This is a genomic window from Motilimonas pumila, assembly GCF_003596335.1.
GTDB classification, from domain to species: domain Bacteria; phylum Pseudomonadota; class Gammaproteobacteria; order Enterobacterales; family CBDFNC01; genus Motilimonas; species Motilimonas pumila.
Genome location: NZ_QZCH01000004.1, coordinates 17106 through 40553 on the forward strand (window position 1 = coordinate 17106; position 23448 = coordinate 40553).

The following is a 23448-nucleotide window of genomic DNA, read 5'->3' on the forward strand; positions in this document are numbered from 1 at the left end:
AATAGTATGACTCCAGAGCGCTTCGCCAGAATTGACCAAATGCTTAAACGCCGCCAACCAGACCTAACGGTTTGCATGGAAAAAGTGCACAAGCCCCACAACCTCGCAGCCATTGTAAGAACGTGCGACGCCGTTGGCATCAGCGATATTCACGCCGTATGGGATGAGCCTAAAATGAAGCTATCGGGCCATACTGCGACGGGTAGCCAAAACTGGGTGAAAGTACATGCTCACGATGATGTGACAAATGCCATAGGCGCGCTCAAGCAACAAGGCATGCAAATTATCGCCACTAATTTGTCAGCCACTGCGGTAGACTTTAGACAAATCGATTACACTAAACCCACGGCCATTTTAATGGGCCAAGAAAAAGACGGCATCACCCCTGAGGCGCTAGCGTTAGCCGATCAAGACGTCATTATACCTATGGTAGGCATGGTGCAATCTTTAAATGTTTCTGTGGCAACAGCATTAATGCTATACGAAGCGCAGCGCCAACGTGAAGCTGCGGGCTTGTATCAACCCGCCGACAAAATTACCAAACAAGAGCGCGACCGCATCATGTTTGAGGGTGGTCACCCAATCTTTGCTAAAGTCTGTCGTCAAAAAGGATTACCCTACCCTGAAATTGATGATGAAGGCCAAATTCTTGCCCCGGACTCTTGGTGGAAGAAAGTGCAAATGAGTCAAAGTGCTTGGCAGCACATTGATGATGACGAGTAATCGTCGGCAATAAAAAGGCAGCGTTTAAGCTGCCTTTTTTAATTCCGTAATCAAGCTACTATCAATGGCTAAAATGGGCATGATGCACATGAATATGGCGCGCAGGGTTACGTCGCACATAACCTTGGCTAATGGTCGTTGGCATAACTAAATCATGATAATCCAAGTAGTCCATTTTCATGACTTGGTGGTGATTTCCAGCATTAAAATAGATGTGCTCTCTGAGGGTTAGTTCTCGGGCAATCATTACAGGCAAGCCATACAAAACCCCAAACGGTGGCGCAGCACCCACTTCACAATCGGGGAATTTTTCAGCCATTTTTTGTTCCAACCAAAAGCGCACTTTTTTTACACCTTGCGCTTTGCTCAAAGCCGCAATGTCAACTTCATAACAAGCAGGTAAGATAAGCATGACGTCGTCACCATCCAAGCTCAATAGCAGGGTTTTGGCAAAGTCGATACTGCTGACATGGGCATTCGCGGCAATTTCTTCGGCTTTGAACGCAGCGGCATGCTCCATCACTTGCACCGCAACGTGTGCGTGCTGTAAGTAGCTCTCTAGTCTTAATAGTGTCATCTCAGCCCCCAGTGATGTCGCTTACTATCATAGTGTTAGTCTGGTAATTAGCAGATTAGTTCGCCAACTGACGCTTTAATTTTTCTAACGCCTGTTTTTCTAACTGGCGCACCCTTTCATGAGAAATACTGAGTATTTCTGCTAACTCATGCAAAGTGGCTTTCTCTTCATCTAACCACCGGCGCTGAATAATAAGTTGGCTGCGATCGTCGAGTTGTGTGAACTTCTGCAACAGCTGCTGTTGAGCTTGAGCCTGCCAATCCAGCTCGATTAACGCCATTTCGGGAGAGGCTGTTTCGGCTTCAAGGCTGGACTCAAATACCCCCTGCCCAGAAGATTCATAGTCAGCGTCTTCCCCTTGCAGTAGGCTAACGTCTTGGCCAACCATGCGCGACTCCATTTCTCGCACATCTTGCTCGGATACTTGTAACTCAGTCGCCACCTCTTTGACTTCTTCACTGTTAAACCAGTGCAAGGATTTTTTGTATTTGCGCAGGTTAAAAAATAGCTTTCGTTGCGCCTTGGTGGTAACCGTTTTAAGCATGCGCCAATTGCGGAAAACGTATTCGTGAATTTCGGCTTTTATCCAATAGACAGCAAATGTCATCAAGCGCACACCTTGTTCAGGCTCAAACCGCTTCACCGCTTTCATTAACCCCACATTACCCTCTTGAATTAAATCGGCTTGAGGTAAGCCATAACCTTGGTAACCACGGGCAATCATAATGACAAAACGTAAGTTAGACATGATTAAGGTTTTGGCCGCTTCAAGGTCACCATGCTCTGCTAACTGGCAAGCCAGCTGATGTTCATGCTCTGCAGACAATATTGGAAACTGATTAGCCTGTTGAATATATGACTGTATATCAGCCATAGGGCTTAACGTTAATGCGGTTGTCATGTGTCCTCCATGTCAACTACAGTTGACATATTTACTAAAGTTTTTCACCACTGTTGCTGTAATATCTGTTTCAATATAGCAACTTGTTCCGGCCCTAAACGTTGTAATAACTGAGCTTCAATATCACGCCGAACCTGCTGATATTTCAGCCGCATTAATTGCCCCCTCGCGGTGACAATCAAAACCTTTGCAGCGCCGTTTTCAGGGCAGGTTCGCAACTGTATCAGCTCGAGTTCAACCAAACTGGCCACGGTTTTTTGCACTGCTTGGCGACTCACTCGCATTTGCTGAGCCAATTGCGACAAAGTGGTCACTTGCTCAAATGCCAAATTAAACACCGTTTGCTGAGCTGGAGTCAGGCTACAGCCTTGCTGCTGCAGCTTGCTATTTAACTGTTCATTTAGCCAATCAGACTTAGCTTGTAGCAATTGAGCTAAAATATCGTTATTCATATTCACCTAGCACAACGACAACCTAGGTTGTCATATATTTAGTTTGAATATAGTTGAATATATTGTGCTCAGCAAGGGGTTTTTCAAGCTTATAAGGGTAAATGAATATGTAACATTAACCGGGAAAGGCAGTAAAACAACAGAACAGGGGGCAATAAAAAGCCCCTCATTGAAGGGGGCTTGGGACAGATAAGCGCTAATCGGTAGGCTTATAATACGTCATTAATAGCAATACCTATGCCCACTGTATTAGTGTAGTGATTGTATTCGGCTAAGCTATTGCCGTAACCAGAAAATACTTGTACGTAACCCTTGATTCGCTGTCCCATAGGAAAGCTCCAAGTACCTTGTACTGCACCTTCAGAGAAGCCACTTTCAATATTATTACGGCTCATGGCTGTAAAAGTGTGTTGACCCCATTTGTAGGCGACGCCGAGCTCAGTATGGCCCATGTAATCGGTCAAATCAGGGTTGTTATCGTCTTCAAAGTCTTCTTTAATACGATACCAAGATGATAAGCCAAGGGCCCAATTGCCTTTTTCAAATGCAAAACGTCCTTCAATTCGGTTCCAGCTGCGAGAAAGTGGCTCACCACGCCCATTCGACTGGTGCACAAAAGATAAGTCGATTAGGCGCAAATGCCAATCTGAAATAAAGTTGTAATCGGTATACCAAGTGGCAAAAAGCTCAGGTTCATAGTTGGTTTCACGAAACGGTGAAGACTCATCCCCGTTATAGGCTTGCCATAATGACACTTGACTATATGCAAAAGAAACCGCCCAAGGTACATCACCTTTGGATACCCAAATTGGCATCTTCAAGCTGATTTGGAATTTCACTTCAATATCTTGTAAATCTGTATCACCATAGATATCTGGGTAACCATGACTGGTATAATTCACCGGTAGAATATAGGTCGGTTTAAATGGTGTGATCACAAAAGGGTTTGCATAACTGTTCACTTCATCAATTAAGCGCTTATCTAAGGCTGAAAGATCCTCCTCCGGAGTATTGCGCAATTTGTCCGCTAATTCTGATGATGACGCCTCTACCGCTGAGTCTGCAGTATGTGGTTCACCTGTATCGTGAGCACATACCATGGTCGGCAACAGCAAAGCGCTGACCGCTAAAAAGTGTTTAAACATAACATTCCCTGTGAAAATTCCGCTTGGTATAGCGGTTATATAGGTATTAAAGCAGGCGGCACTTCCGAATGCAAATGCCTGCATAATAAAAGATTATAACTTGAAACGGCTCACTAACTGGTCTTGCTGAGCCGCTAATGTTTCTAACTCAGTACTGCTGTTAGCCAGTTTTTCAATATCCTGGTAATTGCCGTCACTTAAATCTGAAATACGAATGATATTACTGGCGATTTCACTGCTGGTAGCTTGCTGCTGTGACGCAGCGCTGGCTATTTGACTACTCATATCAGAAATCTCAGTTACTAGGGTTTGGATTTCAGTAATGGCGTTATTGGCAGCTTGGCTGTGTTCACTTGAACTTTCCATTTCATGTTGGCATTCGTTGACGGCAGTCACCGCTTGACCTGTACTTTTTTGCAAACCTTCAATCATGCTATTTATCTCGCCAATTGAGTTGCTGGTTTTTTGTGCCAGCACCCTTACTTCATCAGCCACCACAGCAAAACCTCGGCCTTGCTCACCGGCACGGGCTGCTTCAATGGCCGCGTTTAAGGCTAATAAATTAGTTTGCTCGGCAATAGAGCGAATGACATCTAAAATTCCGCCAATGTTGCTGCTCATTTTCTCAACGTCGCCAATCACCCCGACTGTATCTTCAAGCTTCCCAGCAAGCTGCTGAACCGTGGTGATGTTCGTGGCCATCACGTCTTGGCCAGAGTTAGTGCAGGACTCTACCTCTAATACCTTCTCTAAGGTATTTTGCGCCGCAGAGGTCACTTCTCTCACCGACTGCTCCATCTGCGTCATGGCTGCCGCCACGCTTGACGTTTCATGGCGTTGCTCGGCAACGTCTTCTTTTGCTGCTTGTGCTGTTGTTTGGTTACTATTAGCCACGCTAGAAAGCTGTTTCGAAGCATCTGCCATTTCTTCAAGCATGTCATGCATTTGCGCAACGAGATCATTCACCTGAAGCGACAAGCGACCAAACTCATTACGGCTTTTGTAATCCACTTTCGTGGTCATATCACCATTAGTGACGGCAGTCAGTGCCTGCAACAAGGCGTTCAACGGTGTTTTAATTGCACGGCTAATGGCAAAGGAAACGCACAAGGCTAACCCCAAAGAAATGCCTAATAGTAGCCAGGTACGACGCTCTAGTTGCGCGATTAGATTATTAGTATCAGTGACCGAAGCTGCTACTAGCCCCTCAGATGCGAGGTTTATCTTCTCAATCAGAGCTAAACTGATATCCACATCTTTGGCTACATGCTCTGACGCTTTCTCAATGTTAATTCGTAACTTCATCAAATTGTAATGTTGGTCTAACAGGCCGCCTTTTTTCGAGGAGTCTTCGATAAATTGATTAAACATGAAATCAATGGCTGCTTTAGCATCAGGAAACACCGCATAAAATTGCTTCAAGTCTTTATTTAAACTTCGAACTTGAATGCCGTTACGGCGCATCAACTTTTTAATTTCGCTGGGGTTCTGCCGATTCATGCCGTCTAAGGTGTTGAGATCCATGCCACCCAAAGTGGTTAGCATACCAGCGACCATTTGCTTCACCGACGAACTGTAATGGTCGCCGCCGCGATCAGAGATATTAGTGCGTAATAAAGGAGCATTAACTTGAAATTTCCCTAATAATCCGCGTAAAACTTGTGACTCTTTAAGGTAGTCAGCATGCTGAGAAACCAGCTTGTCAGCTTGCAAAAAGTAGTCGTTTTGCACCTTTTCAAGCTCTCTCAGCAATGGTCCAAATTCGCCCAGCCCCGCAGCTTGCTGCTGCAAACTGCGAAACTCAGCCAAATATTGTTTTTTACTGTTTTGGTACTGGCTTAGCACTTCAGCCAATGCTTGCGGATCATTAGTGGTGACATAATCCTTTAACCATTTCCCCGTAATCAGTAAGGCAACCGAGGTTTTATTGGCTTGTAGTACAATAGGAGTGGCCGTTTCAGAAATCTCTGAAAGGTTATTGTTAAGCTCTTTACCCGCATTAATGCTTGATAGGCTCATGACCAAAAGCAAAAGTACGATAATACAAAACCCAATCGTGACGCGTAACACGATCGACAGGTTATTCCAAAATTGCAACATGGTGGTGCTCTCTACTCTGAGGTTTTCCATAACACGTCGGCACATACCATCCTAGTATGTACTTTCTCACTGTCGTTAAGGCGCAACTTGTAGCCGTTCCTGCTTGCTTAGCTGTTGTAGCGCTGATGGAAAGGCATCGTCCCATTCAATCAACCCCATCAACCACATAAAGCAGTGGAAGCGCTGTTGTACAACTTGCTCATTAATATCAGCCAAGTAAATACTGCCCGTTTTACTCGTCATCGATTGGCTGTAGCGGTAATAAAGATCGGCTTGATCCAAGCATTGAGCCGGCGTCCTGATCTTAGTCCGAGCAGTTAATTCCTCGGCGCTACTATTTAACACTAGACGAGAGATACCTAAAATGTCACAAACTTGGTTCGGCTTGCTTAACCGCACGTGCAACTTCAGCGTCCATAGCAAGGTATTAATGGCTTCATACCGCCACACGCAGCTTTCTTTATCGGCGAGGGTCCAATTATCTTGAGCCAGCAATTTTTGTTCGTTGTGGGTAAACTGTAATGGACTGAGGCAGCGCTTTTGCAACATGCTCAAAGCTGCGGGATCTTGGTCTTCTGCTTTTGCACTGAGGTAAAACAATGCATAGATTCGTTGCCATATAGCGTGTGCACTCTGCAGGGTACACTGATGTACGCCAGGCAGACATGGCAAGGTTTTATTCACAGTTACGCCAGCGTCATCAAGCCATTGCTCAGACTGCACCTTTCTGGTTACCGCGTCAGCCTTAGAATCTAAGCCGGGGCGCTTTCGCCAGCGTTTAATAGTGTTTAACATTAAGCCTCCTTGCAAATGGCACAACAGCATCTCTGAACACAACAAAATGATGCCAAATCAGCCATATCGTTCACTCAAAAAACAGTATTTGAAGCACTTTATTCGCAGTGAACATTAATTTGTGGCGATAATTTAAACTAAAAGCAGGCTTGATAATGTTAAAAATATATCTAATCACATCATTTTTATTGGTTAGCTTTGTGGGCCAAGCTCAAGATCTAACTCCTTGTTTTGACCTACAACAGTGTCGTCAACAGATGCAGCAATTGATTTACCAGCATTGGTCTGCCCGTCATAGTTACCCCGAGGCCAAGGTCACTGTTCGTCGATATAGTGATCTTCAAGGTAAAGATCGGATCGAAATAATCAATAGCAGTGGCTACAGGGTTTTCGATGACTCTGCCTTAACAGCCATTAATCAAGCATTGATGCAATTGGATACTTCCCAGCTACCTGCCAGTCAGCAAAGTAAACTGCAGCATTTCCAACTGACGTTAACCGCGCAGTAAGACTTAATGAAGCCATCAAGCAACGGGAAGTCTGAAATGAGGATGAAACACGTATTGAGGGTTATTAAAGGAGTGAATCGCTAAGCGCAGGTAAATTTCAGGCAATAAAAAAGGGAGCAAAGCTCCCTTTTTTATTTGTCAGCATGTTGCCGCTGACCTCTTTCTGTTGGACTCGGTAGAGTCCATCTACACTCGCAATAACGCTTAAAATTTCAGAGGAAACAAATTATTTCCTAAACTGTGTGACTAAGATTAACAGAGCTTAATCAAAACCGTCTATGGCTTTGTGCTGCAATTACGTTAAGCGCTAAGCTGCTCTCGTCAATTTCTTAAAAAAAACCAATAAAAAATTAAAAATCAATATCTTAACAACAACAAAAATGGCTACAGGTAACGCTATCAGTGCGGATTTAAAACTATTAGTAGAATACTGCAAAGACGATGATAGCGCTACCACAGCGATTAAAATTAACATTTTTTGTAAAGTTATGCCGTAAGGTTTACTATTATCTGTTTAAATTTACAGTAAAAATAGAGACTTAAGTGAACCTAGATAAATTGCCCTTAACTACCCTTAAAGGAGTAGGAAGTAAGCTCGCAGAAAAGCTCGGCAAGTTGCATTTACATACGGTGCAAGATTTACTATTTCACTTACCTCTCAGGTACGAAGACCGTACTCACATTTACCCAATCCAAGACGCATTACCGGGTCTGCACGGGGCAATTTTAGCGGAAATTAAGTCTAGCCAAATCATTTTTGGCCGCCGCCGAATGCTGAGTTGTAAAGTGTCAGACGGAACTGGCAGCATCACCTTACTTTTTTTCCATTTTAATGCCGGCCAAAAAAATGCCTTGGCAACTGGTAAGTGGATTAAGTGTTTTGGCGAGTTTCGCCGCGGTAAGTTTGGCTATGAAATGACTCACCCTGAGTACAAGATCTTAAACGATCCTGAAGATGACTGCTGTGATGAAGCATTAACACCTGTTTACCCTACGACCGAAGGGTTAAAGCAAAATAGTTTCCGTCAATTATTACAACAAGCAGTGGCATTGTTACAACAACATGGGATCAGTGAAGCATTACCAGCCAGCTTGACTCAGCAGCAAGGTTCATTACAGCAAGCTTTGACTTACTTGCATCAACCGCCGCCAGACGCCGATACAGAGAGCTTACAATTTGCGCAGCACCCCGCGCAGCAACGCTTGATCTTAGAAGAGCTGATAGCTCATAACTTAAGTATGTTGCTAGTAAGACAAAAAACTACCCAATATCAAGCCGTCAGTGTCAAGCACCAAGGGCAACTTAAACAGCAGTTACTGGCGCAGCTGCCTTTTACTCCAACAGATGCGCAGCAAAGAGTTAATCAAGATATTTTTAGTGACTTACAAAAAAACACGCCAATGATGCGTTTGGTACAAGGAGATGTCGGCTCAGGTAAAACATTGGTCGCCGCGTTAGCCGCTTTAGATATCATCGAAGCAGGCTATCAGGTCGCACTCATGGCGCCAACCGAATTACTGGCAGAACAACATGGGAAGAACTTTGCTGTTTGGTTTGAGCCTTTGGGCATTAAAGTGGGCTGGTTGGCAGGTAAAGTCAAAGGCAAGCAACGGGAAGAGCAGCTGCAAGCCTACGCCAATGGCAGTATAAAAATGATAGTGGGTACCCACGCCTTATTTCAACAAGAAGTGGCGTTTGATAACTTGGCGCTGATCATTGTGGATGAACAACACAGATTTGGGGTTCACCAACGCTTAGCACTGCGAGAAAAAGGCCAGCTCGCCAGTTTTGCTCCGCATCAGCTGATCATGACTGCTACGCCAATTCCTCGTACTTTAGCCATGACAGCTTATGCCGATCTCGACACTTCGATCATTGATGCATTACCGCCCGGACGTACTCCGGTCACGACTGTGGCGATTCCAGATACCCGAAGAGAACAAATACTGCAGCGTGTACAACAAGCTTGCGGACATGAGAAACGACAAGCCTATTGGGTTTGTACTCTCATCGAAGAGTCTGAAGTACTGGAATGCCAGGCAGCAGAGGATACTGCTACAGAGCTGCAAGACACCTTTCCACAATTACGAGTGGGTTTAGTACATGGCCGTATGAAACCGGCTGAAAAACAATACGTCATGGACAGCTTCAAAGCCGCAGAGCTTGATCTATTAGTGGCGACAACGGTTATTGAAGTGGGTGTTGACGTACCTAATGCCAGTTTAATGATCATTGAAAACCCTGAGCGCCTAGGCCTGGCTCAGTTACACCAATTACGTGGAAGGGTTGGCCGTGGTGCCACCGCAAGCCATTGTGTTTTATTATATAAAAACCCATTGTCGCAAACCGCTAATCAGCGCTTAGGCGTATTACGAGAATCCAATGACGGCTTTCATATCGCACAAAAAGATTTGGAGATCCGAGGTCCCGGCGAACTGCTCGGCAGTAAGCAAACAGGTCTTGCAGACCTTCGTATTGCTGACTTAAGTCGAGATCACAGCTTGATCCCACAAGTACAAAAAATGGCAAAGTTCGTTTTCACCGAACACCCTGAGTGCGTCAAGCCTTTAGTGACTCGCTGGCTCGGAGACAGAGAAGTCTATAGCCAGGCCTAAACCTTTAACCAGCTATCAGCACTTACTATGCTAGCCCTGTAATAAAGCGCCCTTAGCTGGCGCTCATCTCGGTTATTTTTTGGCGATTATCCTGGCGACAATTGTATTGAAATCAAATTAATCACAATTGAATCCCGTATCATATCCAAAATAGCTGAAATATCATCTAGCTAGCTTATACTTGTTTGGCTAAAGTATTGCCAAAGCACGCTCAACCCCCACTTGCGAATAGGAACGCATTCATGAACCCAGGTGTTAAACTAGCCACTCGCATTATTGCTGTGATATTCCTTTTAATTCTAGTCTGCGCGGTAGTGTTCGCGCTTTGGTTTGACGCGAATAATTATCGTCAACAGCTCAATAGCCTGCTTTCTGAAGCCACTGGTTATGACACGCAAGTAGGTAATATTGAGTGGCAGATGACTCGCCCAAATGTTATTACCTTTGAACAAGTCACCCTCAGTCAAGCAAAGCAGGTTGTGGCCAGTATTCCTCTAGTGTCTGCACATGTTGAACTGAAAGCGCTTTTAGACCGCGATATTTACATCAATAACTTGGTTGTGAGTGACCCAAACATCAAGCTTGCGATTGCAGCCTCAGCTGAAAACGCCGAGCAACAAGCCGCCGAGACTCATGCTGATACCGCTTTACCTTTTAATAGTTTTTATATTAAAAGATTTAGCATCAATCACTTAGAACTAGATCTACAATACGCATCGCAACAGATACAGCTGCAAGATGTAACTTTTAAAGTACACGACTGGGCCATTGCGCAAAACCAACAGTGGATAACAACCCAAGCACAAGTCAGCCTAGAGCTAGCAGCTAAAAGCTTGCGCTGGCAGCACCTTCAAGCTAATAAGGTATTTATAGCGGCAGAGCTTGCCGATCAAAATTTACAGGTGTCGCAACTGGCTGCTGAAATGTTTCATGGTCATTTCGATAGCCGCTTTCAGCTCAATTTTGAAAAGCAGCTTAAACTGGTCGTGGAGCAAGCATCACTGCACCAAGTACAACTGGAATATGACGAGCAAATGGCGAGTTTATTTGCGCCTTATCCTGCACCCGAAGTGGCTTCGATAGAAACCAAGCCGACAGAGCAACCGCTGTTTAGCGATATTATGCTGCAACAAGTGTCTTTCAATGAAGTCAGCTTCACCAGCTATCAAGCCGAGCTGCCTCTTACCTTTAATCGCTTGTCGTTAGAATTACAAGGCTTGCCTATTCGCCAAGCGAATCAATGGCTTAATTTATCTCAAAGCCAGCAACTGGCCACCCAATTTGAGTTAAACGCCGCCGAGGTTTTTTACGGTGGTACAAGCTTGTCTGAGGTCCATAGTCAGGCGGCTATCAATCAGGGCGTGTTATTAATTGAGCCACTTAAAGCCAAAGGCTTTAAAGGCCATTTAGATGCCAGTTTAACCCTTAGCTTGACCGAGCGCCCAGACGTAGTCGTCAACTACTTTGTCGCTGAAGAGCTCGACATTGGCATTCAGCCGCAATGGTTACCACAAGATAAGCAAGACGTTATCGCCAATAATGGAGAAAACGAGGCAACGCCAAACGAAGATGCCAACAATGAGCAAACCACGGCTCAAACCTTACAAGACGCACCAGAGAAAAGTGCGCCACCTACTGCACCATTGCCGATTAACTCCCTTTTAGTTAAAGAGCTTAAATTGAAGCACTTAAATGTCTTATCGTTTGCAGATGCGCTGCCGCTGTCGGTGCGTGGCATTGATATGACATTGACCGACGCCTGGCTGGTAAAAGACGGTCGATTGATTGAAATGCCACCAAGCTGGTCACAAGATGCAACATTTGAGCTCAGCATTAAAGAGAGCATTTTTAATGGCTTTAAGTCAGTGAATACTTACCTAAAAGGTAAATTAAACTTGGAATACCTGAATCAACAAACGCTGCAACGAATATTTCCATCGGAGAGCGTGGTTGTGGAGGGCGTTGTGCCGGAAGAAATTCCCACAGATAACATTATTAGACTGGACTAAATCTCACCCGAGGTAAGTTCTCACTGAGAACCTAATGGTAAATACCACAAAGTGAGTTATTACTCACTTTGTGGTGAGAAACACGCTTATTACTTCGGAAATAAAATAAATAAACCTACAAAATCAGCCGCTTCTACGTCGCCACTGATGATAGTTACAGTGACTTTCACTTTTACCTTGTGGCCTTTTTTGAGGCCATCAAAGCTGCCGTCTATGTGTTGTTGCAGGATCACCGCGCGAGGCTGCTCAATAACTGGCTGGCGGTATGAAATCTTGCCTTTCGCAACCACAATTTCACCTTGCAAACCTTGCTCTCTCAGCTTTAACCAGCATAGCCCCCAAGCGGTTAGCGTCGCTTGACTGTATATGCTACCGGCAAACATGGCTTGTTTGGTATTGACGTTAGCGTGCAAACTGGCGCGCGTTTCAAACCTTTGTCCCGTGTATTGATAAACGTTAATGCCCATTTTTTCACTGATAGGGATTTGTTCAGCCCACACAGTTTCCAGCTCGCTACACAACTCAGGAACGCGTAACATGCTTTTTGCAGGAGAAAGATCTTTGATCATCTGCAGCAGCTGGATGCCTTCCATTCGCGAAGGCTCTTTTTCGACGGCTTGATAATCAAACTTTTTGAAAAATGGAATCGCCTTAATGCGCGACAACAATACAATGCGTTTCGCACCTTCCTGTTGAGCCGCCGTTTCTAACGCACTCAATAACATGGCGCCGATACCTTCACCACGTCGTCCTGTGGATACCGCCATGTAGCGAATTTGAGCCTCGTCCGCATCATTTACGTACACCCGACCTACCGCGAGTGGCTCACCGTTTTTATCTTTGATCATTCGGTGCATGGCATGAGGGTCGTAGCCATCTTGCTCTGAGCCTTTAGGAAGCTGTAACGGCTTGTTTAACATTTGCCAACGGAAATCGAAATAAGCTTCTAATTCAGCGTCTGTGCGAGGTTCGAATATGTGATACAAAGTGTGCCTCCAAGGCTTAGCTGAACTCACCGTACGTTCAACCAATCGAATACATAAAGATAAATCAAAATAAATAATTGTCCATGTTATTTATTTTATAAAAACAGCCGGTTAAGCCACATTCCGAGTAATTTCAAAAGGCTAATAAAGATAAATATATACAACACTCAAGGAATAAAGTGACGGTTTATCTTATCTCATACGGCATCACTAACTAAAGGGGTCACTGCTATTAGCCAAGACAAAATGTTGATTGAGCGCTTACCGCAAGCTCAGCTCAAAGCTTATCGTCAAACTCCTTTTGGACCCTTGGCGATTTATGAAGATAACGATTACCTATGGCTGTGCCAAGATCAGCAAGTGCAAAGCTTGATGGCCAAGTCGCGACCAGATAAATTGCTGTTTTCATACCAGCAAGCCATTGTTGAATGCCTGCCCAGAGAGTTTAACAGCTTGTTAGAGTTAGGCTTAGGGGGCGCCAACCTACTGCGTTACTTGCTTTCACGACACCCCCATCTTAATTATCGCTGCATTGAACAAAACCCGGTGCTGATTGATTGGTTTGAGCAATTTTTTAACCCGTTACAACAAAACGCAGAAATTGTATGCCAAGACGCCATGCTTGCGTTGTCGTTGCAAAAGCCCTGCGATATCTTATTAGCTGACCTTTATGACGACTATGGCTCTCCCCGCTTTTTATTTAGCCATGAATTTTATCAGGCATGCCAAACCATAGTGTGCAAGCAACTGATGATTAACTTACTGCCAGCGAATGCCCAACAGTTAACACAAGTAACTATGCTTATTGAAAATACCTTCAACTGCCCCGTCGAAACGATGGCCTTTGCAGGGCTGAGAAATCGCCTATTAATTGTCCACACGAGGAGAGCGCAATGAGTAACTTTTATCGAGGTTTAAACAATTTCTGGGTTGGGCTTTGGTTTGGCATTCTGTTACCCGTTATTTTACTGCTCGTGCTTATTTTGATGTTGAGCCAAGAACTGACATCAGTCTTTACACTCGATAAAGACAGCCCCTTAGGTCAGCAAGCACTCACCACTATCAGCAGTGCAGATCGACTACTCAACTTGTTGCATCAAAAGTTAGCCGATAGTAACAGCGATAAAGAGGCCAGCGAGCTTCATCAAATAGCAAATATCCAGGGCACACTTGATGACATAGAAGGAGCGCAGCAGCATATTACACAATTAACTGAGGATAAAAAGCAAGCGTATATTGATAAACTCACGGTACAACTTCAACAACAATTGGCTTTGTTAACGTCGCCATCTATGGCGCAACAAATCAGCCAGGCTTTGGCGGTTTCTTTAGCTAGGCAAGCAGGTTTGCTCATTCGGCAACCATGCTCTGCTGATAATGCGCCGCCTCAAACAAGTTCAACCAACCCCGAGCTTCGTTCAGATAAAAATGACGGCGGGTTAAACTGGGATAGCGTGCCAGACACCGACACTCATAACTCAACAACTAGCCCGGGCGGCCTCGCATTACCATCAAACAATCAAAATAACTAAGTGCTAAATAAGCAGTATTAGGCCAGTGCCAACAAAAGCGGCGCTACAATCAGCGCCGCTCAAGTATAAACGATTTACTACTGCGGCCATTAATCCTGCTGTGGGCACATCCAGCGATAGACGAAACCAGCCAAAATCGCACCAACAATAGGCGCCACCCAAAACAGCCACAACTGTGACGTTGCCCAATCGCCCACAAATAATGCCGGCCCTGTGCTTCGCGCTGGGTTGACCGAGGTGTTACTCACGGGAATACTGATTAAATGGATTAAGGTTAGACCTAAACCAATCGGGATACCGGCAAAGCCAGCAGGAGCGAGCTTATGCGTGGCTCCTAAGATGATAATCAAAAAGGCAAAAGTCATTACCACTTCAGTGACTAATACCGCCTGCATGGAGTAGCCATTTGGCGAATGCTCACCATAACCATTAGATGCAAATCCTCCCGCTAAGCTGAAATCACTGTTACCACTGGCGATCACATACAGCACCGCTGCTCCGGCAATCGCACCAACGACTTGCGCAATGATATAAGGCAGTAACTCTTTAGCGTCAAACCGACCACCCGCCCACAAACCAAAAGATACCGCTGGGTTAAAATGCCCCCCCGAAATATGCCCTACCGCAAAGGCCATGGTTAGCACAGTTAAACCAAACGCTAATGACACACCTAACCAGCCAATGCCAACGTCTGGATAGCCAGCTGCGAGCACTGCGCTACCACAGCCGCCTAATACCAACCAAAATGTGCCGATAAACTCAGCCATCAGTTTTTTTGATAAATCCATCTTTTCACCTTTAATTTGGAAGTTTCCATCATTGACGTGATATATATTTGATATTAAGGTTTAGTAACTTGGCTATCACTAGCTTTGCTTAACCACAACCTTATTATCAATTTTGATTATGTACCTCTATGAATTTAGGTTAAAAAATTGCAAAGGCAAGTGTTGATTTTGGATATACTAAAGCAAGGTAACGTGAGGGTAATGGTGTGATACATTTTGTAACAGACGAGAGTCAAAAAGTTCATTACCTTATACATACCCATAAATTGAGTGATTCAGATCATTAAATAGTACGACAAAATAGGCACAATCATATCTGGATACTAGGGTTAAAAGACTGCAATAAATAGCCGCGTAAGTGACGTTATTTATCTTTAATATTCATCCCCTACACTCAAAATAATTCATCACTCCACATTCATTAGGGTAACGATCAGGTAATAATATGCTTAATACAACCAATCCCACTGAAACCCAAGCATGGCAAAAGCTGCAAGCGCACTTCGACCAAAGCGACATTCAACTTAAAGATGTTTTTCAGCAAAACCCTGAGCGCTTTCAGCAATTCTCAACCTCACTAGGCGAAGAGCTGCTCTTGGATTACTCTAAAAACCTGATCACTGAAGAAACATTAGCGCTGCTGACTGAGCTTGCAAATGAAGTAGACCTGAGCAGCGCCATCAAAGCCATGTTTAACGGCGAAAAAATCAACCAGACTGAAAACCGCGCGGTACTGCACATTGCCTTGCGTAATCGCAGTAATACGCCCGTCACAGTAGACGGCGAAGATGTTATGCCCGCAGTAAATGCCGTATTAGCTAAAATGCAGGCATTTTGCGCCAAGATACACAGCGGTGAATGGCGAGGCTACACTGGCAAAACCATCACAGACATCGTCAATATCGGTATCGGCGGCTCAGATCTCGGCCCATACATGGTGACGGAAGCCCTTAATAGTTTCAAAGTGGAGGGTATTAACGCTCACTTTGTTTCCAACGTAGATGGCACTCACATAACTGAAACGCTTAAAAAGGTGAACCCTGAAACCACCTTATTCCTGATTGCTTCAAAAACCTTCACTACCCAAGAAACCATGACCAACGCGCACTCCGCGAGAGACTGGTTTTTATCGAGCGCTAAAGAAAATGCTCATGTGGCTAAACACTTTGCAGCCCTTTCAACCAATGCCGCGTCAGTGGCAGAGTTTGGTATCGACACCGACAACATGTTTGAGTTTTGGGATTGGGTAGGCGGGCGTTATTCGTTATGCTCTGCGATTGGTTTATCCATTGCCTTAACCATAGGTTATGACAATTTTGAACAGCTGTTGGCTGGTGCCCACAGTATGGACCAACACTTTGCCAATACCGAGTTTGAAAACAATATTCCGGTGTTATTAGCACTCATTGGCATTTGGTATAACAACTTCTATCAAGCTGAGTCTGAAGCTATTTTACCATACGATCAATACATGCACCGCTTTGCGGCTTACTTCCAGCAAGGCAATATGGAATCTAACGGCAAAAACTGTGACCGTAGCGGTAGCCCAGTCGATTACCAAACCGGGCCTATCATTTGGGGTGAACCAGGCACAAACGGTCAACACGCTTTTTACCAACTGATCCACCAAGGCACGAAATTAATTCCATGTGACTTCATTGCTCCAGCGCAAAGTCACAACCCAGCCGGTGATCATCACGTAAAATTGCTGTCTAACTTCTTTGCCCAAACCGAAGCGTTGGCCTTTGGCAAAACGCAGCAGCAAGTTGAAGCGGAATTTATCGCGGCAGGCAAAAGCTTAGACGAAGTCAAAGATCTAGTGCCTTTTAAAGTATTTACCGGCAATAAACCTACCAACTCAGTTTTGGTGAAGAAAATAACCCCGCACACTTTAGGTCAGCTTTTAGCCATGTACGAACACAAAATTTTTGTGCAAGGCATCATTTGGAACATCTTCAGCTTTGATCAATGGGGCGTGGAGCTAGGCAAACAACTGGCGAATAAGATACTGCCAGAGCTTAATAATGATGCAGCCATCACCAGTCATGACAGCTCAACCAATGGCCTGATCAACACTTGGAAAGCTTGGCGCGGATAAAGGTTCTACTGGATTAAAGGTTTATTATTCCACTTTCTTCTCGTCAAAGAAAATAAAAAGCCCACCGTTAGGTGGGCTTTTTGTTGAAAATCATAATACAAGCTTAACAGCGCTTAGAATGGAATATCGTCGTCAAAATCTGCTGGCGGCTCATTATAAGTCGGTTGTTGAGCTTGCGGTGCTGCTTGTTGTGGTGCTGCTTGTTGCTGAGGCGCAGGAGCCGGCTGATTTTGGTTAAAGCCTTGCTGTTGACCCTGTGGCGCCATCGTTTGTTGCTGAGGTGCACCCCAGCTTGGGTTTTGCGGATTACCTTGTGATTGGCCTTGGCCTTGACCTTGACCACCAAAACCACCACCAGGCTGAGGTTGACCACCGCCTTGACGACCGCCCAGCATTTGCATTACGCCATTGAAGCCTTGTACCACTACTTCTGTCGAGTAGCGATCTTGGCCGTTTTGGTCTTGCCATTTACGGGTTTGCAGCTGGCCTTCAATGTATACTTGTGAGCCTTTTCGCAGGTATTCACCCGCCACTTCAGCTAATTTGCCAAACAGCACAACTCGGTGCCATTCTGTTTTCTCTTTTTGCTCACCGGTTTGCTTATCACGCCAGCTTTCTGAAGTAGCAATAGTAATATTGGCAACGCCGCCACCATTGGGCATATAACGTACCTCGGGATCTTGCCCTAAGTTACCCACTAAAATCACTTTGTTAATGCCACGACTGGCCATATATAAACTCCCGTAGTTACCTTTATTTCAACAGGGCATGAGCCTGTTCAAGATTAAATTCTGTATGTTTTACTTTGATGTATGCGGTTTGTTCGCCGGGCACTATCACGGCTTCGATTACGCCACTGAGCTGTGATACTTGCTCAGCTAACTCGTCAATTTGATGGGCATCAAATGGCGCAATACTAACAACATGAGTACGGATTTGACTTGGGTTGCTCATGCCGAACGCTATCAAAAGCCAGCATATCACCAAACCGAATAGAACCATAAACAAACCTTGTTCCCCTGCATAATTATATGCGCCGCCGCCCAATACTCCACCTAAAAACGCACCTAAAAATTGGCTAGTAGAATACATTCCCATGGCTGAGCCTTTTGCTCCAGCAGGTGCCAGCATGGAGACAAAAGCCGGTAATGAGGCTTCTAAAAAATTAAATGCAACAAAAAACAAAAAGATAGAAAAAACCATTAGCCAAAGTGAATCACTCGCGAGAGAAAAGAGCACTAAGCTAACGGCCAACAGCGCAATGGACCCAAGGTAAATTTGTTTATTCTTTTGCTTACGAGCGCCAATAATCAGCAGCGGGATTATCGCCAAAAATGATACAACCAAAGTAGGCAGGTAAACCCACCAATGCTGCGCAGCAGGCAGACCATTCTCAATTAACTGCAAAGGGATATAAATAAACAGCGCAGTCAAACAAAGGTGTAAAATGAAAATGCCACTGTTAAGGCGCAACAGCTCTTTTTTATTGAGTAGCCCGAGCAGTAACCTTGGCACAGCCACGGTATCACCCAAGGGCGCTTTGTAAACCACATCAGGCACCCAGACTTTAACCAAGACCATACCCACTACTGCCATCACCGCGGTGAAAAAGAATAAGCCCGACAAGCCGATAACCGGTGCCAAAACAGGCCCTGCAACCATGGCTGCGGCAAAGGCGACACCTATACACACGCCGATACTGGCCATTACTTTGGGCCTTTGCTCTTCACGGCTACTGTCTGCAGCCAACGCTAAAATAGCACTGGCAATAGCGCCCAGCCCTTGAATTGCTCGGCCTAATACCACGCCATATACTGACTCCGAGATCGCGGCAATCAGACTACCGCAAGCAAATACCAGCAAGCCAATGTAAATTACAGGTTTACGCCCTATCTTGTCAGACAAGAGTCCCATGGGTATTTGCATCAGTGCTTGCGTTAAGCCATACGCCCCTATCGCCAGTCCAACCCAAAAAGGGGAAAAACCATCCAGCTGCTGGCCATAAATGGCAAACACAGGCATGATCATAAATAAGCCCAACATGCGAAGACCAAATACAATGGCCAATGATGAACACGCTGTTTTTTCCGTGGCGTTTAATTGACTGCGACTCATGATAGATAATAACGGTGTAAAAATTGCTCGCGATCATACCATGACAGAGCAGTAAACGTAAAAAGCACCTGTGGAAGGAGTAATCTCAGCTTTTTTGGTGACAATTAAATCGACAACCTAAAAGTTGATATATTAATTATAATTAACAAACCGTTAAAAAAGTCGATTTTAACTATAAAAAACAACAGCTTAAATCAAATATATTCCATCTAATACTATGCTAATGCTTTTTTAGTACTTCACATGTTTTTGATAGATGTATTAGTCTAGCTTCGCTGTAAAGCTATCAGGGAATGACTTTATGAACAAAAACTCGCATTTATACCTTATCTCGGAAGATTCTATTGAGTCTCTCGCGTTGGTTCACTTTTTAAAGTCCCATTTAGATGTTGGTGTTGAGCTGTTAAGCCAACCGCAACAACTTGAAATGAGTCAAGATCTAGAGACTAATTTTTATTTCTTAGTTAACCTAGAATACATCTCTGGCGACCTTGAGCAGGAATGGCACCATAGTATTAATCAATGGACGAATAATACTAGCTTGATCTTGTTCAACACAGACCCAGAAATGGAAAGCCACCTTTTACAAAACTGGCCATTGTGTGCTGGCGTTTTCCACAAAACGGCACAAAAAGATCAGTTAATCAAAGGCATTCAATGTGTTTTCAACGGTGAATACTGGTTTAGCCGCTCAACTATGACGGCACAACTGGCTAGTCTTCGCACTCGCTTGCATCGTCAATACCAACCTTACGCGAAACTCACCAATCGCGAAGTGGAAATTCTAAAGCAAGTGATGACTGGTGCATCAAATATGCAAATTGCAGACGCCTTGTTTCTCAGTGAGCACACGGTAAAATCGCATTTGTATAATGTATTTAAAAAGCTCAAGGTGAAAAACCGACTGCAAGCAGTGAGTTGGGCGAGAGAATACATTTAAGCCTTGATTAAAAAAGCCAGTATCACGCTGGCTTTTTTGTTTTTACAACTGTCTATTCATACAGTTTATACTGTGCGATACTTTGATCATTGCTGACCCAAAGATTAGAGTAGCCAACATGCAAAATATCGAAGTGCGCGGCGCCCGCACCCATAACCTAAAAGACATCAACCTCACCATTCCACGCGACAAACTCGTGGTGATCACAGGTTTGTCTGGCTCAGGTAAGTCTTCGCTGGCGTTTGATACCTTATATGCAGAAGGTCAGCGCCGTTATGTTGAATCTTTGTCTGCTTATGCAAGGCAGTTCTTATCTTTGATGGAAAAGCCGGATGTTGATCATATCGAAGGCTTATCCCCTGCGATTTCAATCGAGCAGAAATCCACGTCTCACAACCCTCGCTCAACCGTAGGCACAATTACCGAAATTTACGACTACTTACGTTTATTGTTTGCGCGTGTAGGTGAGCCACGCTGTCCCACTCACGATATTCCTTTGAATGCGCAAACTGTCAGCCAAATGGTAGACAAAGTATTAGAGCTACCTGAAAACAGCAAACTGATGTTATTAGCGCCTATCATCAAAGAGCGCAAAGGTGAGCACATCAAGACGCTGCAAAACCTTGCTGCGCAGGGTTTTATTCGCGCCCGAATTGACGGTGAAGTATGCGACTTATCCGATCCACCGACCTTAGAATTACACAAAAAACACACCATTGAAGTCGTTGTAGACCGCTTTAAAGTGCGCGACGATATCCAACTTCGTTTAGCTGAATCGTTTGAAACTACCTTAGAGCTTTCTGGCGGAACCGCTATCGTGGCGTGGATGGATGATGCCGACCAAGAAGCCCTTATTTTCTCGGCCAACTTTGCTTGCCCACAGTGTGGCTACAGCATGCAAGAATTAGAACCCAGGATCTTTTCATTCAATAACCCTGCGGGAGCTTGTGGAACCTGTGACGGACTTGGCGTTCAGCAATATTTTGACGCCGATAGAATCATTCAAGACGACAGTAAAAGCTTGGCCGATGGTGCAATTAAAGGCTGGGACAAAAAGAACTTTTATTACTTTCAAATGTTAACGTCTCTTGCTGAACATTATCAGTTTGATGTTAACACGCCATTTAATCAGCTCACCGACGTTGCACAACAAGCCATTCTTAACGGCAGCGGACGCAATGAAATCGAGTTTAACTACATGAATGACCGCGGCGACGTAGTAGTGCGCCGACACCCTTTCGAGGGCATTTTGCCCAATATGCAACGCCGCTATAAAGACACTGAGTCCAATGCGGTTAGAGAAGAGCTTGCCAAATACCTCAACAGTCAACCGTGTCCAAGCTGTGGGGGCAGTCGTCTAAGAGAAGAAGCAAGACACGTATTTATTGGCGCAACGAACTTACCGAAAGTGGCGCACATGTCGATTGGCGAAGCGTCTGCATTCTTCAGTGAACTAAACCTTAGTGGTCAACGCGCCAAGATTGCGGATAAAATTTTAAAAGAAATTATTGAACGGCTGAGTTTTTTGGTCAACGTAGGCTTAAATTATTTAAGCCTAGAGCGAAGCGCTGAAACGCTCTCTGGCGGCGAAGCCCAACGGATCCGATTAGCCAGTCAAATTGGCGCAGGTCTGGTCGGTGTGATGTACGTGTTAGATGAGCCTTCAATAGGTTTACACCAAAGAGATAACGAGCGCTTGCTCAAAACCCTCAATCACTTACGAGATTTAGGCAATACCGTGTTAGTGGTTGAGCATGATGAAGACGCCATTCGCACTGCCGATTACATCATAGATATCGGCCCTGGTGCCGGAGTGCACGGCGGCGAAATAGTTGCTCAAGGCAGTTACCAAGACATTCTCAAAGCAGAGGGCTCGTTAACTGCAGATTACCTCAGTGGCCGTAAAGAAATCGCGGTACCACAACAACGCACCCCACTGACCAAAAAATGGGTCAAGCTGAAAGGCGCGTCGGGCAACAACCTTAAAAACGTAAACCTGGATATTCCTGTTGGTGTAATGACGTGCATTACCGGCGTTTCTGGTTCAGGCAAGTCCACCTTAATTAATGATACTTTCTACCGCATTACGCAAAAAGAACTCAACGGCGCCACCACACATACGCCAGCGCCGTTTAAGAGTATCACCGGATTACAGCACCTCGACAAAGTCGTCGACATAGACCAAAGCCCGATTGGCCGCACGCCGCGCTCAAACCCGGCTACCTACACGGGCATTTTTACCGGCATTCGCGATCTATTTGCCGGCACCCAAGAGGCTCGCAGCCGAGGCTACAAACCCGGACGCTTTAGCTTTAACGTTAAGGGGGGCCGCTGTGAAGCTTGCCAAGGTGATGGCGTCATAAAAGTAGAAATGCATTTCTTACCCGACGTCTATGTACCGTGTGACGCTTGCCATGGTAAGCGATATAACCGTGAGACCTTAGAAGTTAAATACAAAGGCAAGAACATCAACGAAGTGTTAGAAATGACGGTGGAAGACGCGCTGCACTTTTTTGAGCCCGTCCCCGCGATTAAACGAAAATTGCAAACCTTGCTTGATGTTGGCCTGTCTTATATTTGTTTAGGTCAAGCAGCCACCACACTATCAGGCGGTGAAGCTCAGCGCGTTAAATTAGCCAAGGAATTGTCTAAACGCAGCACAGGCAAAACGCTTTATATCTTGGACGAGCCAACTACAGGGTTACACTTTCACGATATTCAGCATTTGCTTGAAGTACTAAATAAGCTTAGGGATCAAGGCAATACCATTGTCATCATCGAACATAACCTTGATGTGATTAAAACTGCTGATTGGATCGTAGATCTGGGGCCAGAGGGTGGTAACGGTGGCGGAGAAATATTAGTCTGCGGCAAACCTGAAGACATTTGTTCAGAAACCCGCAGTCACACTGCCCGTTTCTTAACACCATTGTTAATCCCGAATAAAGAAAAAGACTAATTTTAAAGAAGCAGAATATTTAGCGCTTATGTACCCGCACGACTGTTTTGTTTGATGCAAGGAGTAAGGTAACAACCCTGACTACAACTTTCTAGATGGCGTAGTTTATGACATATTTGTGCATAAGTACAAAAAACCATCAAGCATTTGACGGCAAAAGTCTACTTTTTCACCAAAATCAGGTAGACTGCCGCGGGTAATGG

Annotated in this window: 19 protein-coding genes; 9 read left to right on the top strand and 10 right to left on the bottom strand. The window is 44.8% G+C overall.

All coding sequences use genetic code 11. From position 1 onward, the window contains the following. Positions 1-6 precede the first annotated feature (6 nt). Positions 7-723, top strand: coding sequence for a tRNA (guanosine(18)-2'-O)-methyltransferase TrmH (gene trmH, locus D1Z90_RS05405; RefSeq protein WP_119909732.1), 717 nt, complete (start codon positions 7-9; stop codon positions 721-723). Between the two features lie 61 nt (positions 724-784). On the opposite strand, the gene D1Z90_RS05410 is transcribed toward trmH, so the two are convergent. The 6 genes from D1Z90_RS05410 to D1Z90_RS05435 form a co-directional block, all read right to left on the bottom strand. Next, positions 785-1300 (bottom strand): aminoacyl-tRNA deacylase, encoded by a 516-nt coding sequence (locus D1Z90_RS05410; RefSeq protein ID WP_119909733.1) that lies wholly within the window; start codon positions 1298-1300, stop codon positions 785-787. Positions 1301-1355: 55 nt separating this feature from the next. Continuing rightward, complete coding sequence (gene rpoH, locus D1Z90_RS05415) at positions 1356-2201, bottom strand: RNA polymerase sigma factor RpoH (RefSeq protein WP_119909734.1); 846 nt, start codon at positions 2199-2201, stop codon at positions 1356-1358. A 44-nt stretch (positions 2202-2245) separates the two neighbouring features. Beyond that, positions 2246-2653 carry a MarR family winged helix-turn-helix transcriptional regulator gene (locus D1Z90_RS05420; RefSeq protein ID WP_119909735.1) on the bottom strand — a complete coding sequence of 136 codons (408 nt, stop codon included), beginning with the start codon at positions 2651-2653 and terminating at the stop codon, positions 2246-2248. Between the two features lie 209 nt (positions 2654-2862). Then, positions 2863-3798 (bottom strand): phospholipase A, encoded by a 936-nt coding sequence (locus D1Z90_RS05425; protein WP_232525203.1) that lies wholly within the window; start codon positions 3796-3798, stop codon positions 2863-2865. Between the two features lie 93 nt (positions 3799-3891). Beyond that, positions 3892-5928, bottom strand: coding sequence for a methyl-accepting chemotaxis protein (locus tag D1Z90_RS21260; RefSeq protein ID WP_158587059.1), 2037 nt, complete (start codon positions 5926-5928; stop codon positions 3892-3894). Positions 5929-5973: 45 nt separating this feature from the next. After that, the gene (locus D1Z90_RS05435) at positions 5974-6693 is read right to left on the bottom strand and encodes a DUF4272 domain-containing protein (protein ID WP_158587060.1); all 720 of its coding nucleotides are present in this window, start codon (positions 6691-6693) and stop codon (positions 5974-5976) included. A 155-nt stretch (positions 6694-6848) separates the two neighbouring features. Here D1Z90_RS05435 and D1Z90_RS05440 point away from each other — a divergent pair, with 155 nt between their 5' ends. From D1Z90_RS05440 to D1Z90_RS05450, 3 genes are all read left to right on the top strand, one after another. After that, entirely contained in the window at positions 6849-7202 is a 354-nt protein-coding gene (locus D1Z90_RS05440) for an energy transducer TonB family protein (protein ID WP_119909738.1), read from the top strand. A 543-nt stretch (positions 7203-7745) separates the two neighbouring features. After that, entirely contained in the window at positions 7746-9818 is a 2073-nt protein-coding gene (recG, locus tag D1Z90_RS05445; protein ID WP_119909739.1) for an ATP-dependent DNA helicase RecG, read from the top strand. Positions 9819-10060: 242 nt separating this feature from the next. Then, complete coding sequence (locus tag D1Z90_RS05450) at positions 10061-11827, top strand: AsmA family protein (protein WP_119909740.1); 1767 nt, start codon at positions 10061-10063, stop codon at positions 11825-11827. Between the two features lie 89 nt (positions 11828-11916). Here the strand turns inward: D1Z90_RS05450 and D1Z90_RS05455 are convergent, their stop codons facing one another. Beyond that, on the bottom strand, positions 11917-12813 hold the full coding sequence (locus tag D1Z90_RS05455; protein ID WP_119909741.1) for a bifunctional GNAT family N-acetyltransferase/hotdog fold thioesterase: 897 nt from the start codon (positions 12811-12813) through the stop codon (positions 11917-11919). Positions 12814-13059: 246 nt separating this feature from the next. Here D1Z90_RS05455 and D1Z90_RS05460 point away from each other — a divergent pair, with 246 nt between their 5' ends. Both D1Z90_RS05460 and D1Z90_RS05465 read left to right on the top strand, forming a co-directional pair. Further along, entirely contained in the window at positions 13060-13710 is a 651-nt protein-coding gene (locus D1Z90_RS05460; RefSeq protein ID WP_119909742.1) for a spermidine synthase, read from the top strand. Next, entirely contained in the window at positions 13707-14345 is a 639-nt protein-coding gene (locus tag D1Z90_RS05465) for a hypothetical protein (RefSeq protein ID WP_119909743.1), read from the top strand. The genes D1Z90_RS05460 and D1Z90_RS05465 overlap by 4 nt, the downstream gene beginning before the upstream one ends. Positions 14346-14434: 89 nt before the next feature. On the opposite strand, the gene aqpZ is transcribed toward D1Z90_RS05465, so the two are convergent. Continuing rightward, the gene (gene aqpZ, locus D1Z90_RS05470) at positions 14435-15133 is read right to left on the bottom strand and encodes an aquaporin Z (protein WP_119909744.1); all 699 of its coding nucleotides are present in this window, start codon (positions 15131-15133) and stop codon (positions 14435-14437) included. Positions 15134-15578: 445 nt separating this feature from the next. On the opposite strand from aqpZ, the gene pgi reads away from it, so the two are divergent. Beyond that, entirely contained in the window at positions 15579-17231 is a 1653-nt protein-coding gene (gene pgi, locus D1Z90_RS05475; RefSeq protein ID WP_119909745.1) for a glucose-6-phosphate isomerase, read from the top strand. Positions 17232-17344: 113 nt separating this feature from the next. On the opposite strand, the gene D1Z90_RS05480 is transcribed toward pgi, so the two are convergent. Further along, positions 17345-17962: a single-stranded DNA-binding protein gene (locus D1Z90_RS05480; protein WP_119909746.1), complete on the bottom strand. Its 618-nt coding sequence runs from the start codon at positions 17960-17962 to the stop codon at positions 17345-17347. 22 nt (positions 17963-17984) lie between these two features. Further along, positions 17985-19346, bottom strand: a complete 1362-nt coding sequence (locus tag D1Z90_RS05485; protein ID WP_119909747.1) for an MFS transporter — start codon at positions 19344-19346, stop codon at positions 17985-17987. Between the two features lie 301 nt (positions 19347-19647). Between D1Z90_RS05485 and D1Z90_RS05490 the strand changes: the two genes are divergently transcribed. Continuing rightward, positions 19648-20286 carry a LuxR C-terminal-related transcriptional regulator gene (locus D1Z90_RS05490; protein ID WP_119909748.1) on the top strand — a complete coding sequence of 213 codons (639 nt, stop codon included), beginning with the start codon at positions 19648-19650 and terminating at the stop codon, positions 20284-20286. Between the two features lie 118 nt (positions 20287-20404). Continuing rightward, on the top strand, positions 20405-23245 hold the full coding sequence (gene uvrA / locus D1Z90_RS05495; RefSeq protein WP_119909749.1) for an excinuclease ABC subunit UvrA: 2841 nt from the start codon (positions 20405-20407) through the stop codon (positions 23243-23245). Positions 23246-23448: the final 203 nt, after the last annotated feature.

Coding starts and splice junctions, on each gene's coding strand:
- D1Z90_RS05420 (WP_119909735.1), bottom strand. CDS start 2,653: ATGAATAACGATATTTTAGCTCAATTGCTACAAGCTAAGTCTGATTGG.
- D1Z90_RS21260 (WP_158587059.1), bottom strand. CDS start 5,928: ATGGAAAACCTCAGAGTAGAGAGCACCACCATGTTGCAATTTTGGAAT.
- trmH (WP_119909732.1), top strand. CDS start 7: ATGACTCCAGAGCGCTTCGCCAGAATTGACCAAATGCTTAAACGCCGC.
- D1Z90_RS05485 (WP_119909747.1), bottom strand. CDS start 19,346: ATGAGTCGCAGTCAATTAAACGCCACGGAAAAAACAGCGTGTTCATCA.
- D1Z90_RS05425 (WP_232525203.1), bottom strand. CDS start 3,798: ATGTTTAAACACTTTTTAGCGGTCAGCGCTTTGCTGTTGCCGACCATG.
- D1Z90_RS05490 (WP_119909748.1), top strand. CDS start 19,648: ATGAACAAAAACTCGCATTTATACCTTATCTCGGAAGATTCTATTGAG.
- D1Z90_RS05465 (WP_119909743.1), top strand. CDS start 13,707: ATGAGTAACTTTTATCGAGGTTTAAACAATTTCTGGGTTGGGCTTTGG.
- D1Z90_RS05480 (WP_119909746.1), bottom strand. CDS start 17,962: ATGGCCAGTCGTGGCATTAACAAAGTGATTTTAGTGGGTAACTTAGGG.
- uvrA (WP_119909749.1), top strand. CDS start 20,405: ATGCAAAATATCGAAGTGCGCGGCGCCCGCACCCATAACCTAAAAGAC.
- aqpZ (WP_119909744.1), bottom strand. CDS start 15,133: ATGGATTTATCAAAAAAACTGATGGCTGAGTTTATCGGCACATTTTGG.
- D1Z90_RS05435 (WP_158587060.1), bottom strand. CDS start 6,693: ATGTTAAACACTATTAAACGCTGGCGAAAGCGCCCCGGCTTAGATTCT.
- D1Z90_RS05450 (WP_119909740.1), top strand. CDS start 10,061: ATGAACCCAGGTGTTAAACTAGCCACTCGCATTATTGCTGTGATATTC.
- rpoH (WP_119909734.1), bottom strand. CDS start 2,201: ATGACAACCGCATTAACGTTAAGCCCTATGGCTGATATACAGTCATAT.
- D1Z90_RS05440 (WP_119909738.1), top strand. CDS start 6,849: ATGTTAAAAATATATCTAATCACATCATTTTTATTGGTTAGCTTTGTG.
- D1Z90_RS05460 (WP_119909742.1), top strand. CDS start 13,060: ATGTTGATTGAGCGCTTACCGCAAGCTCAGCTCAAAGCTTATCGTCAA.
- D1Z90_RS05410 (WP_119909733.1), bottom strand. CDS start 1,300: ATGACACTATTAAGACTAGAGAGCTACTTACAGCACGCACACGTTGCG.
- pgi (WP_119909745.1), top strand. CDS start 15,579: ATGCTTAATACAACCAATCCCACTGAAACCCAAGCATGGCAAAAGCTG.